This is a genomic window from Providencia sp. (genome assembly GCF_003533305.1).
Classification (GTDB): Bacteria; Pseudomonadota; Gammaproteobacteria; order Enterobacterales; family Enterobacteriaceae; genus Providencia.
This window is the reverse complement of record NZ_DOEH01000013.1, coordinates 32696-45472: the sequence shown is the minus strand read 5'-3', so window position 1 is coordinate 45472 and position 12777 is coordinate 32696. Positions and strand designations below refer to the sequence as shown.

13 protein-coding genes and 1 pseudogene are annotated in these 12777 nt (G+C 41.8%); 8 read left to right on the top strand and 6 right to left on the bottom strand.

All coding sequences use genetic code 11. The annotated features are described in order from the left end of the window. Positions 1-15: 15 nt before the first annotated feature. Genes DD649_RS06345 through DD649_RS06330 form a run of 4 tightly spaced genes read left to right on the top strand, consistent with a single transcriptional unit; the run spans position 16 to position 3083 of the window. Positions 16-984: a N(4)-(beta-N-acetylglucosaminyl)-L-asparaginase gene (locus DD649_RS06345; RefSeq protein ID WP_294104813.1), complete on the top strand. Its 969-nt coding sequence runs from the start codon at positions 16-18 to the stop codon at positions 982-984. After that, the gene (locus DD649_RS06340; protein WP_294104811.1) at positions 935-2449 is read left to right on the top strand and encodes a leucyl aminopeptidase family protein; all 1515 of its coding nucleotides are present in this window, start codon (positions 935-937) and stop codon (positions 2447-2449) included. The genes DD649_RS06345 and DD649_RS06340 overlap by 50 nt, the downstream gene beginning before the upstream one ends. Position 2450: 1 nt before the next feature. Further along, complete coding sequence (locus DD649_RS06335) at positions 2451-2756, top strand: PTS sugar transporter subunit IIB (protein ID WP_294104808.1); 306 nt, start codon at positions 2451-2453, stop codon at positions 2754-2756. Positions 2757-2765: 9 nt separating this feature from the next. Then, positions 2766-3083 carry a PTS lactose/cellobiose transporter subunit IIA gene (locus DD649_RS06330; protein WP_294104805.1) on the top strand — a complete coding sequence of 106 codons (318 nt, stop codon included), beginning with the start codon at positions 2766-2768 and terminating at the stop codon, positions 3081-3083. Positions 3084-3191: 108 nt separating this feature from the next. Here DD649_RS06330 and DD649_RS06325 read toward each other — a convergent pair. Continuing rightward, positions 3192-3575, bottom strand: a pseudogene (locus DD649_RS06325) (cation transporter); the annotation flags it as partial. 207 nt (positions 3576-3782) lie between these two features. Here DD649_RS06325 and cueR point away from each other — a divergent pair. Further along, positions 3783-4193 carry a Cu(I)-responsive transcriptional regulator gene (gene cueR / locus DD649_RS06320; protein WP_294104803.1) on the top strand — a complete coding sequence of 137 codons (411 nt, stop codon included), beginning with the start codon at positions 3783-3785 and terminating at the stop codon, positions 4191-4193. On the opposite strand, the gene DD649_RS06315 is transcribed toward cueR, so the two are convergent. The 5 genes from DD649_RS06315 to tesA form a co-directional block, all read right to left on the bottom strand. Next, complete coding sequence (locus DD649_RS06315) at positions 4147-4626, bottom strand: NfeD family protein (protein ID WP_294104801.1); 480 nt, start codon at positions 4624-4626, stop codon at positions 4147-4149. The genes cueR and DD649_RS06315 overlap by 47 nt on opposite strands. Next, positions 4623-5567, bottom strand: a complete 945-nt coding sequence (locus tag DD649_RS06310; RefSeq protein WP_336429610.1) for an SPFH domain-containing protein — start codon at positions 5565-5567, stop codon at positions 4623-4625. Before DD649_RS06310 ends, DD649_RS06315 begins: the two co-directional genes overlap by 4 nt. 13 nt (positions 5568-5580) lie before the next feature. Next, positions 5581-6438, bottom strand: coding sequence for a co-chaperone YbbN (locus tag DD649_RS06305; RefSeq protein WP_294104798.1), 858 nt, complete (start codon positions 6436-6438; stop codon positions 5581-5583). 71 nt (positions 6439-6509) lie between these two features. After that, positions 6510-7295: an SDR family oxidoreductase gene (locus tag DD649_RS06300; RefSeq protein WP_336429608.1), complete on the bottom strand. Its 786-nt coding sequence runs from the start codon at positions 7293-7295 to the stop codon at positions 6510-6512. A 140-nt stretch (positions 7296-7435) separates the two neighbouring features. Then, positions 7436-8074, bottom strand: a complete 639-nt coding sequence (gene tesA / locus DD649_RS06295) for a multifunctional acyl-CoA thioesterase I/protease I/lysophospholipase L1 (RefSeq protein WP_336429606.1) — start codon at positions 8072-8074, stop codon at positions 7436-7438. Between tesA and ybbA the strand changes: the two genes are divergently transcribed. The 3 genes from ybbA (at position 8045) to DD649_RS06280 (ending at position 12724) form a co-directional block, all read left to right on the top strand. Beyond that, positions 8045-8731: a putative ABC transporter ATP-binding protein YbbA gene (gene ybbA / locus DD649_RS06290; protein ID WP_336429603.1), complete on the top strand. Its 687-nt coding sequence runs from the start codon at positions 8045-8047 to the stop codon at positions 8729-8731. The two genes, tesA and ybbA, sit on opposite strands and share 30 nt — an antisense overlap. Beyond that, complete coding sequence (gene ybbP, locus DD649_RS06285) at positions 8728-11175, top strand: putative ABC transporter permease subunit YbbP (protein WP_336429601.1); 2448 nt, start codon at positions 8728-8730, stop codon at positions 11173-11175. Before ybbA ends, ybbP begins: the two co-directional genes overlap by 4 nt. Before the next feature lie 190 nt (positions 11176-11365). Further along, a complete protein-coding gene (locus tag DD649_RS06280) occupies positions 11366-12724 on the top strand; it encodes an esterase-like activity of phytase family protein (protein ID WP_294104788.1) in 1359 nt (452 codons plus the stop codon). Positions 12725-12777: the final 53 nt, after the last annotated feature.

Genomic DNA, 12777 nt, shown 5'->3' with positions numbered 1-12777 from the left:
ATTCAAGGAGCTGTTATGTGGGGAATTATAGCAACATGGCGTATGGCCTTAGAAGGTGTCACTCGAGCGACAGGCATGTTGAACCATGGTGAAAGCGCATCCCACGCTGTCGTAGAGGCAGTCTCTGATGTTGAGGATTTTCCTTTATATAAATCGGTCGGTTATGGCGGATTACCCAGTGAAAACTGTGAAGTTGAGTTAGATGCAGCTTTTATGGATGGCGATTCTCTCGCATTTGGTGCAGTCGGTAATTTGATCGATATTGCGAATCCCGTACGTGTCGCACATGCATTAAGTCGAGAACGATTTAATTCGCTATTAGTTGGACGTGGAGCCAGAGAGTGGGCTATCGAGCAAGGTTTTGCGCAGAAAAAAATGCTAACGCAAAGATCAATTGCACATTATAAAAAGCGTTGTAGAGAGACCATCGATAAAGGATTGAGCCCATATGATGGCCACGATACTGTCGGTATGGTCGGGTTAGATTTACAAGGCAGTATGAGCGTAGCAACTTCTACCAGTGGGCTATTTATGAAACGTAGAGGTCGAGTCGGGGATTCACCAATAATTGGTTCTGGTTTTTATTGTGATAGCGAAATTGGCGGTGCTACCGCAACGGGTGTTGGTGAAGATCTAATGAAAGGCTGTACGAGCTATGAGATTGTTCGACGTATGGCTGCCGGTTTAACTCCACAACAGGCCGCGGATTCAGTGGTACTTGAGCTAGAAGATAAATTAATGAAGCGATTTGGCCGTTGTGGTGATTTATCTGTGGTGTGTATGAATGCACTGGGTGAATTTGGCGTGGCTACGAATATCAAAACTTTCTCATTTGTTGTGGCGACCGCCAATATGTCACCAACCGTTTATTTAGCGGATCGCCATGATGAGCACACGACCTATAGGCTAGCCGATAGCAATTGGTTACAAGATTATGAAACGCGGATCAGAGAGCCTATCGATGGAGCGTTACATTATGATTAATTATCAAATTATTATTGAGAGCAAAGCGTTTACTCAGGCACTTTCTACGACACAAGTTATTACTTATCCGCAAAGTGACTTGTTAAAACAATTAGGTCTCCGTAGTCCATTAGTGGAACAGCTTAATAATTACAGCGCGAATGGACAAATTGCCGATTGCCAATTTGGCTGTGAGCCCGTGGGGCGTTTGACGCTAATTCCTGAAAATCATTGGTTATCATGGCCTGAAGGGCAATTACTTACAGATATTCGTTCTTTGGTTAAAGCGCCACTAGCCAATGTATGCGTAGATTGTCGGTTATTTGACCTTAGCCAAGCGAAACATCGCGGTGCCTGCCAGCAGCTATTGATTTTACTGTTTAATCAAAGTTATAGCCTTGATGATCAGCAATTTAAAACCACTCAAACTGTGACTCAGAAAATTAAAAATTTGATTTTTTATAGTCATGTTGAGCAAGTAGATGAGTTAAATAAATTAGCACAACACGCCTTTTGTGTGAGTAAAGGTATGATTGATGCACGGCAATTAGCGGATATCCCGAGTGATATTTGTACGCCTGCTTTTGTGGCAGACACAGTGACTTCTGTGATTGCTAACTATCCTTCACTTTCTGCCTCAATCTTAGATGAAAAAGAAGTCAAAGCCCAAGGATTTGGTTTGCTTCATGCTGTTGGTAAGGGCGCTAAGAATCCGCCTCGTATTGTTATTATTCGCTATCAAGGTAGCGATGATGCTAATAATCGTTGCCGTGCATATGTCGGGAAAGGTGTGACCTATGATACTGGTGGTTATTGGTTAAAAAGTGGTGATGGCATGTATACCATGAAATATGACATGTGCGGTGCTGCTAACGTTTTTGGTTTACTCGTTGCCGCAGCAGAAATGAAATTGCCAGTTAATCTTGTTGGGATCTTGATGCTGGCAGAGAACATGATAGGTCCAGAGGCTATGCGCCCGAGTGAAATTGCGACGAGTTACTCAGGTTTAACCGTAGAAATTAATAATACAGATGCAGAAGGTCGACTGGTATTGGCTGATGGGATTGCTTACGCCAGCACATTACAGCCAAAATATATTATTGACGTGGCGACGTTAACCGGAGCCGTTGTGAAAGCATTGGGTTATGACTTAACCGGACTCATGTCCTCAGATATGGCATTGAGTGCCGATTTGCATCAGGCAGGTCTGGATAGTCGTGATGAGATTTGGGCGTTGCCCTTGGATAAACGTCTTGCAGGACAGGTGAAAAGTCATATTGCGGATGCGTGTAATACACCGAGTAACAATGCGGCAATAAGTGCATCAGCTGCTTACTTTTTAAGTCTATTTTGCCCCACCGATTTACCTTGGGCGCATTTAGATGTTAGTGGAACAGCATTATGGCGTGAGAATGGTTATAGCACAGCATCTGGTCGACCGATTCCGCTTTTAATTCAACATATTATGAATGACTTGGAGAAATAATATGAAAAAAATTTTATTGATTTGTGATTTAGGAATGTCCACAAGTCTGATGGTTAAAAAAATGCAAGAAGCGGCTAAAACACGTGGTATTGACGCTGAAATTACGGCAAAGTCGGTGCGTGATTATAAAGCCTGTGTAAATGATTTTGATGTTGCGCTTTTAGGCCCACAAATTCGTTACAAACTAGCAGAATGTCAAAAAATTGCCGATGCGGCAGGTAAAAAAGTTGAGTGTATCGATATGATGGCCTATGGAACCCTGAAAGGGGATAAAGTATTAGACCAAGCATTAGCGCTGATTGATTAAGGAGTCAGTATGGATCTCGAAAATGAAGTCATGGAGCTGATTACTAATGCAGGTTATGCACGAAGCTTAGTTTTTCAAGCCATTGCGGTTGCACGTGAAAATAATGATTTTGCTGAAGCGGAAAGTTTAATGCAGCAGGCTCAAGATGCATTATCCATTGCGCATCACACTCAAACACGATTAATTGAAATGGATGAAGGAACTGGTAAAGTTCCCGTTCATATCATCATGGTTCATGCTCAAGACCACCTAATGAATGCGATTATGTTGACTGAATTAGGGCGTGAAATCATCATGTTGCATAAAAAAGTGGCAGAGAAAAACTAAAGAGTAAAAATTTGATTCTAAATTGAAAATAGCCCGATATCGAACTAGGGCTATTTTCATTTAATATTGGCGTACTTTAATGCAAAACAACAATATTTAGATTGCGTTCGCTTGATAACCCGCTTGCTCAACCGCTTTAATCAAGCTGTCAGTTGAAGCTTTGCCATAAATTTTAGCGCGTTCAGTATCAACAATAGCGCCAGCAACGCCTTCAACAGCCTCAAGTGCTTGTTGCGTTTTACCCGCACATTTCATACAACTCAAACCTGACAATTGCAACTCAACATCCGGCGTTGTAGCAACAGCCGCCTGATATCCATCTTGTTCAATAGTTGCAATTAATGCATCAGCACTAGCACTGCCCTCAACAACAGCATACTCAAGAGTGACTTTAGCACTTTCAACATCATCACGAGCTTGTAGTACTTTAGTCACGGAGCCCACACAGTGGCTGCAAGTGAGTCCTTGTAGGGAAAGTATTATCTTATTCATTTTATTCTCCATTTTACCCGTCATTCTTCGAGCTACAGGGGTGTTGGCTGCGTAAAACTTTCAGTCATAGCCATAAAACTTTGGCTTTACCGACAACCTATCTGCATTCGAATGGTTTAGGGTGTATAATTAGGCATCAACTTAATCTATCATTTAACTATGTAGTAGAGGTTAAACCTTCCTTCAAGGTTAAGGTCAAGGAAAATTATGAATATTAGTGAAATTGCGAAAAAAACAGGTTTGACCGCAAAAGCGATTCGCTTTTATGAAGATAAAGGCTTAATTACTCCTCCTTTACGCGGTGATAATAGTTATCGCTATTATCAAGATAGACACTTTGATGAACTGGTGTTATTAAAGCAAGCTAAAGATGTTGGGTTTACTCTCGATGAATGCGGTGAATTACTGGGATTATTTCGAAACCCAACCAGACATAGTTCGGATGTGAAAACGACGACTATCGCAAAAGTGCAAGAAATAGAGCAGACAATGGTGAAATTGTCTGCCATACGAGATACGTTGCAAAAATTAGTGGATGAATGTCCCGGTGATGATGGTGCAGACTGCCCGATTATTGACCATCTTGCTCGTGGTTGCTGTCATCAGAGTAAGGCTTAACTTTTAACGTGATACCGTCGACAGTAATAACAACCACTTCGGTATCCGCTAAAAGTGGGATATCTGAATAGATACGCCAGCTTCCGTCGGCCAAACGTACACGGCTGAAACCTTCTTCGGTATCCGTAAGTAAACGTGCCTTAATACCTATTAGCTGGTGGCTAATTTGGTTTACATCGTCAGCTTTAGTGTTTTGCCGCCCACTAAGCCATTTTCGCCATAACACAGCAGAAACAATGGTAAAAATAGCGAACAAAATACCTTGCCATTCCCAACCGAGAAATGGCAATACGAGGGCGATAAAACCGACCAGCACGGCAGCAATACCTGTCCATAATAGGTAGCCGCCAGTCCCAATGAGTTCACTAATCAGCAATAAACCACCGAGACATAGCCAAAACCATGCGGGCTGAGTGCTGATGAGTTCTATCATTTGTTTACCTGCTTCTTATCAGCTCTAGCTTTAGTACTGTCGCCAATAAGTTCAGTGATACCACCGATTGCTCCCATTAAACTACTTGCCTCTAGTGGCATCATGATCACTTTACTATTTTCAGCAGAACCAATACTAATTAGAGCATCGGTATATTTTTGTGCTACGAAATAGTTAATCGCTTGCATGTCACCAACTGCAATAGCTTCTGATACCATTTGAGTGGCTTTAGCCTCCGCTTCTGCCGCTCTTTCACGAGCTTCTGCTTGTAAAAACGCAGATTGGCGTTCACCTTCCGCTTTTAGAATTTGAGATTGCTTCTCACCTTCTGCTTTTAGGATGGCGGCTTGTCGAATACCTTCAGCTTCAAGAATATCGGCACGCTTAGTACGCTCAGCTTTCATTTGAGCATTCATCGCGCTAATCAATTCTTTCGGCGGTTTTACATCACGAATTTCAATACGGGTGATTTTTACACCCCAAGGGTTGGTCGCTTCGTCAACAACATGCAGTAAGCGGTTATTGATGGAATCACGCTGGGAAAGCATTTCATCTAATTCCATTGAACCCAATACGGTACGAATATTGGTCATGGTTAAATTAAGTACAGATAACTCAAGATTACTGACTTCATAAGCAGCGCGAACCGGGTCAACCACTTGAATAAAGCACACAGCATCAATAGTGACGTTGGCGTTATCTCGTGAAATGACTTCTTGGGATGGAATATCAAGGACTTGTTCCATCACATTGATGCGACGGCCTATTTTATCCATAAATGGAACGATAAAATGCAAACCCGGTTGTAACGTTCGAGTGTAACGACCAAAACGTTCAACAGTCCATTGGAATCCTTGCGGCACTGTTTTTACACAGGTAAAAACAATAACAATGGCGAAAAAGATAATAATCGGTATAGCACCAAACGCGAACAAGTCCATATTAAGCCCTTAATTAGTAAAGTAATGAATAAACTTGTCTGCGGTATTTACTGGCTAATGAATCGCCGGTACCCATTGCTGACATGATATCCATCATTGTTTTCTTAACTGCACCGTCTCCGGCATTTAAATCTTTTTTCAAGAATGCCAGTAGCAGTTCTAGTGCTTCTTCATTACGGTTTACTTCATGTAGTTTTAGGGCAAGCTGCACAGCAAGGGTGGTATCTGCTGGGTTTTGATTAAATTCTTGCTGCAATTGCTGAATTTCAGGCGTATCAGCAGCTTGCTTTAATAAATCGATTTGTGCAATTAACCCTTGATAGCGGCTATCTTTGTCTTGCATCGGTACAGTGGCAAGGGTGATTTGTGCATCATCAGTCAAATTCAAATTAATTTGTGTTTCTGCTAATAACAGCGTGATATCACTATTTTTAGGATTGATTTGATTAGCTTCTTTTAGCAGCGGCAGGGCTTCTTGAGCTTTACCTTCTGCGAGTAATTCAGCGGCTTGTGCAGCTTTTAGCTCTTCAGGGCTTGGCAGTACGCGAGAAAGCATTTCCAGCACAACCTCCTCTGGTTGCGGGCCTTCAAAGCCATCAACAGGACGACCATTTTGCAATATATAGACGGTTGGGATCGCTTTTAGGCCAAATTGGCTGGCGACCATTTGCTCTTCATCACAGTTAACTTTAGCTAAAATAAATAAGCCTGCATACTCATTGGCAATCTTATCAAGTGTTAATCCAAGATCTTGGCAATGTGGGCTGCGCGGAGACCAAAAATAAAACATGACAGGCAAAGTCATCGATTGTTCAATGACTTGATGTAAATTGGTTTCGTTAATATCAATAATTTGAGCGTTAGCTAACATAAGGTATCTCTTTGTAAATTGTTATTAATACTAAAATTGTTGTCTATAAAATGGGGGCGTTTTTTGATTTTTCAAGCTTTTTTGCCCTGATTAGACAGTATTTTATCCATTAACTTATCAGGCAGTATTCGTTTAAGTATACGCACAAATACCGTCAGTAGTGTGACAGAGTAGCGTATACGAGGATGTGGGCTTTCGAGCGCATGAATTAATTTTTCAACAACACGTTCTGGTGTTAAGGTGAAACGAGCCGCAATCCCTGGATTTTTAACGGGTTTATCTTTTTGGGTTTGTGCCACATTTTGTGTAAATGCGGTATGAATAGGACCGGGTTCAATCAAACTGATGTGAATACCACTGCCTTTTAATTCTAATCGCAAGGCGTCTGACCAGGCCTCTAATGCATATTTACTGGCCGCATAAGCACCACGCCCCGGTGTTGAAATAATTCCCATCACTGAGCTGGTCTGTACAATACGGCCTTCATTGTGCACAAGCATGGCGGGGAGCAAGCGGAAGGTTAATTGATGAACACCGAAAAAATTAGTGGAAAATTGCGCTTCAAGCTGCTGACGGCTGACAGTACTTAAGGCACCATAAACGCCAAATCCGGCATTATTAAATAATCCGAAAAGACGTCCATGGCATAATGACAGCACCGCGTCAGCCGCGGCATCTATGCTATCGTTATCATCAAGATCAAGAGCAACAGTGTCATAACCGAGATCTTTTAAGCGCAATATATCCGCTTCTTTGCGGCAGGCAGCAATGACATGGTAGCCGCGTTGGCGGAGAGTTTGTGCAGCACAAAAGCCTATGCCGCTTGAGGCGCCAGTGATTAGTACGGATTTTTTCATAACTTTACCTATGCTCGTCATTCTTTGCGCCGTAGTGTTCTCGTCATTCTTTGCGCCGTAGCGTTGTTGTTTTCATAACGTTATTTAAACAGAATGTTGATTATTCACTCTAATTTGAATTAATGTGTTAAGTATATATTTCACTTCTTAGGCGGTAAAATATAGAGAGAAAGCTGTTTTTCCATGAAATCTGTAATAGAAGGCTGAGCCTCTACTGTTGGATGAATACCATCTTGTTGTATCCATTCAGGCTTGGTTATCACAGTTTCCATATAAAATGGTAATAGTGGAATATTATTTTCTTGTGCTAATTTTGAATACACGCGTTCAAAGCTTGATGTATAGCGTTTTCCATAGTTTGGTGGAATACGAATTTGCATTAAAAGCGGTTTAGCACCAGATTGCTCTATTTTATCGATAATTTGTTGTAAATTAGTCTCTAACTGTTCTACAGCTAGCCCTTGTAAACCATCGTTTGCACCAAGCTCAATCAATACCCAATTAGGTTTATGTTGTTCAAGTAAGGTAGAAAGACGTTCCAGCCCTTGAGCTGAAGTGTTTCCACTGATACTGCCATTAATCACAGTTACAGGCGGTGACAATTTCTGCCAACGACTGGCGAGCAAAGAGGCCCAAGCCTGCTCTGCCGGTAAGCGATAACCTGCACTCAGGCTATCACCGAGGATCAATAGTTTTGTTGTTGCGAGTGCCTGTCCACTTGCAATCAATAACAGGAGAAAAACCAATATATGTCGGCGAAAAATATTCTTGAAGTTCATCATCTCATTAAACGTGTTGGCCAAGGTGAACATGAACTGACTATATTGCAAGGTGTTGAGCTAATTGTCGAGCCCGGTCAAACAATTGCTCTTATCGGCGAGTCGGGATCAGGTAAATCAACCCTTTTAGGGATCATTGCCGGACTTGATGACGGCACCAGTGGTAGTGTCAGTTTGCTGGGGCAAGAGTTAACGCAAATGGACGAAGAACAGCGGGCGCGTCTACGTGCACAAAGTGTGGGTTTTGTTTTTCAATCCTTTATGTTGATCCCCACACTGAATGCCATTGAAAACGTACAACTTCCCTCGTTATTACGGGGTGAACCAGAATCCAGCAGCCAGCAACATGCCGTTAGTTTATTAACTGAATTAGGTCTCGGTAATCGACTCAAACATATGCCAGCACAATTGTCCGGTGGTGAGCAACAGCGAGTTGCATTAGCCAGAGCTTTCAATGGCCGTCCTGAAATTTTATTTGCAGATGAACCGACGGGGAATCTTGATCGTCAGACAGGGGATAAAATTGCTGATTTGCTTTTTTCAATGAATAAAGAGCATGGCACAACCTTGATCCTCGTTACTCATGACCATGAACTGGCAGCACGCTGTCAACGCCGTTTAAGATTGGTCGATGGTCTATTAAGGGAAGAGGCATGATTTGGCGCTGGTTCTGGCGTGAGTGGAAAACGCCATCATTATTAATTGTTTGGTTGGCACTGACGCTAGCGGTTGCTTGCGTGTTAGCGTTAGGGCGTATTAGCGACCGTATTGAAAATAGCATGAGCTATCAGAGCCGCGAATTATTAGCGGGTGATTTAGTGTTGCGATCTTCTCAGCCGAGCGACCCGGCTTGGTTACAGGATGCTAAAAATAGTGGCTTGAAAGTGAGTCAGCAAATTTCATTTTCAACTATGGCCTACTCAACGGCAGATGAAGATGCTCGACCACAATTAGTGCTGATCAAAGCCGCCGATAGTGCCTATCCGTTATATGGTGGATTAGTCACTAAGCCTGCGGGGTTACAGCCAACAAAAGGGCAAATATTAGTCGCCCCTAGATTGCTTGAGCTATTAAACCTAAAGTTAGGCGATGATATTGATATTGGCGATGCCACATTAAAAGTTGCAGGTACTTTAGAGCAAGAACCGGATAGTGGCTTTAATCCTTTTCAAATCGCCCCAAGAGCACTTATTTCGATTGAAGATGCTGCATTGACCGGCGCTATTCAATTAGGAAGCCGATTAACGTATCGAGACATGTTCGCCGGAGATAGTGACGCTATTGAGGCTTTCCATGCAAAATTTGATAAAGATTTAAGAACTGACCAACGTTGGTATACCTTAAATGAAGATAATGGTGCGGTAGGAAAGACATTTCAACGTGCACAACAATTTCTTTTATTGTCTGTTTTATTGACGTTATTACTGGCAATTGCTGCTGTTGTTGTTTCAATGACCCATTATTGTCGTAGTCGACATCAGTTGATTGCGGTATTAAAAACCCTTGGAGCAGGGCGTAGCGCATTACGTAAATGGATTATTGGTCAGTGGTTGGTTATTTTAATTGCCGCTGCGCTATTAGGTTCATTGCTTGGGCTTGCCTTTGAAGGCATCTTGATGCAAATTCTAGGCGCAATGCTCCCAAAAGCATTACCTTCAGCAAGTTTATGGCCTTGGGTTTGGGCGATAGGCACATTATTTATCATCGCGATTATTGTGGGTATTCGTCCTTATTATCAATTAATGGCAACGCAACCTTCGCGAGTGTTACGTGAAGATGCACAATCACCCGTTTGGCCTTTGTATTACTATCTCCCCATAGTCACACTCATTGTCGTGGGAGGATTATTTTTATTTGCGGGTGTGAACCCTTTACTATGGTCAATCCTGATTGGCATCGTGGTTTTGGCAATTCTCCTAGCACTTATCGGTTGGATAGGGCTGTGGGGCTTACGTCATATTAAGTTTAAACAGTTAAGTTTACGGCTTTCGGTCAGCCGTTTATTGCGCCAACCAATGCAAACAATCACACAAATGAGCGCATTTTCGCTCTCGTTTATGTTGTTAGCATTATTAGTTTTGGTTCGAGGTGATTTGCTCGACCGTTGGCAGCAGCAGCTTCCAGCCGATAGTCCGAATTATTTCTTGATCAATATGACTCAAGAACAAATTAAGCCAGTAACAGAGCTTTTGGCGCAATATAAAGTCAAACCAACAGGCTTTAACCCTGTAGTATTGGCGCGCCTGGCGGAGATTAACGATAGATCAGCGATTGAATGGGCAGATGAACGCGATCCAAACAATAACACGGTACGACGTGAGCTTAGCCTGACTTGGGAATCCATTTTACCACCGGCCAATTTAATGGATAAAGGCACTTGGCCACCAAAAGCGGGTGAGGTGTCTATTGAACAGACAGTCGTGAAAGAGCTTGGAATAAAAATTGGCGATAAGCTAACGTTTAACTCTGGGGCACAAATTTTTTCTGCGACGGTGAGTAGTATTCGAACGGTAGATTGGGAAAGTTTACGACCTAATTTTTACTTTATTTTCTCTGAAGAAAGTTTATCTCAAATGCCAGCCACTTGGTTGAGTAGTTTTCATTATGACGGTGATGGTCAGTTATTGACGCAGCTTAGCCGTAACTATCCAACCATTAATGTGCTAGACACTGGCGCAATTATTACCCAAATTCAGCAAATTCTCCAACAAGTGAGTCAGGCTTTAGAAGTGATGGTGGTGTTAGTGATTTTATGCGGATTGCTGCTATTACTTGCTCAAGTCCAAGTCGGTATGAGTCAACGTGAACGCGAGTTAGTGGTTTACCGTACGCTAGGTGCCAGTAAAAAGCTGATGCGAAGAACACTTTGGAGTGAGTTTGCATTATTAGGTCTAATGGCCGGTTTTGCTGCGGCTTTTGGTGCAGAAATTGCTCTGTGGTTATTGCAAACTAAAGTGTTTGATTTCCCATGGCAACCTGAGTGGCGTATCTGGTTAATACTACCGCTAAGCGCTGCGTTGTTGCTATCAATATGCGGAGGTTGGTTAGGCTTGCGCTTATTAGGCACTGGCAATCAGCACCGACGTTTATCGAATGGTTGAGTTATAAAACTTCAGGTAGACATCAATGTATTAAATACCGTGATGTCTACCTATTTTCCTTCTGTGAAAAATAAATTCGCTACAATCTTTCAAGTAAAATAACTGTCTTGAATTCATCACTAAACTGTCATTTGCCGTAGTTATGATTCCGTCGTCGATTATTGAATAATCTAATAATAGGATCATAACAATGTTGCATCGTCGCATGATTGGCTCATTATCTTTACTTGCTACTTTAATTTCATTTAGCACCACAGGGTTTGCTCAACAACAAGTTCCGGCTTCATTGGCTGGACATGCTATTTTACCCGTGAATTCAAGTGTTCCTGCACCTGAAAATGCCCCTTCGGATCTACAAACTAGTGGTAAATTTACTACTGCTAAACGTGTTGATACCCTTGGGCAAATTGAAGGAAAATCCGCAGATCGTCCAACAGGTATGCATATCCCAATTAAAGGGCAGCCTTTACAAGGACATTCAGGTATTAAGCGGATGGCTGATGGGACTTATTGGGTACTGACGGACAATGGTTTTGGTAATAAAGTTAATTCTCCTGATTCAATGCTTTATCTAACCCAATACGATATCGATTTTAAAACAGGTAAAGCCAACCCGCTGAAAACTGTTTTCTTCCAAGATCCAAATAAAATTATTCCGTTCCATATCATTAATGAAAGTTCTCAAGAACGTTACCTAACTGGTAGTGATTTTGACCCGGAAAGTTTTCAATTTGCAGATGGTGCGTTATGGGTAGGGGATGAGTTTGGACCGTATTTAATCAAAATGGATTTAGACGGTAAAGTTTTAGCCTTATTTGAAACCCAAGTTGATGGCAAAAAAGTGGTTTCTCCAGATCACTACCAAGTTACTACACCGGGTAAACCTACTGATAAAGTTAGCTTTCAAGTTAATCGGTCAAAAGGTTTTGAAGGGATGGCTTCATCACCTGATGGTTCAAAACTGTACCCAATGTTAGAAGGGGCAGTTTGGAATGAAGACAAGCAAGATTATGAAAATGTTGATGGTAAACGCGCTGCACGCATTCTTGAATTTGATGTGAAGAAACAAGATTGGACAGGCCGTAGCTGGTTATATGTCTTTGAAGATAATCAAAATGCGATTGGTGATTTTAACTTAATTGATGCTACTCATGGGCTGATTATCGAACGTGATAACGGTGAAGGTACGGCTGATAAAGCTTGTGCACAAGGGGCAACAAATACAGAGAATTGCTTTAGCAATTTAGCTAAATTTAAACGCGTTTATCGTATTGAGTTTTCAGATAAAAATGTTGGATCTGCGGTAGATAAGCAAGCTTATATTGATTTGATGAATATCCAAGACCCAAATAGCTTAGCAAGAAAACCATTAAACGAGGGTGTTTTCACTTTTCCATTCTTCACTATCGAAAATGTTGATGTAGTTGATAGCGAACATATTATTGTTGGTAACGATAATAATTATCCGTTCTCATCGAGCCGTGAACCAAATAAAGCAGATGATAATGAGTTTATTTTACTTAAAGTACCTGAGTTATTAGCGCCATAATAATCCGTTATACTCGTCATACTTCAAGCTGCAGGGGTGTTGACTGCGCTCAG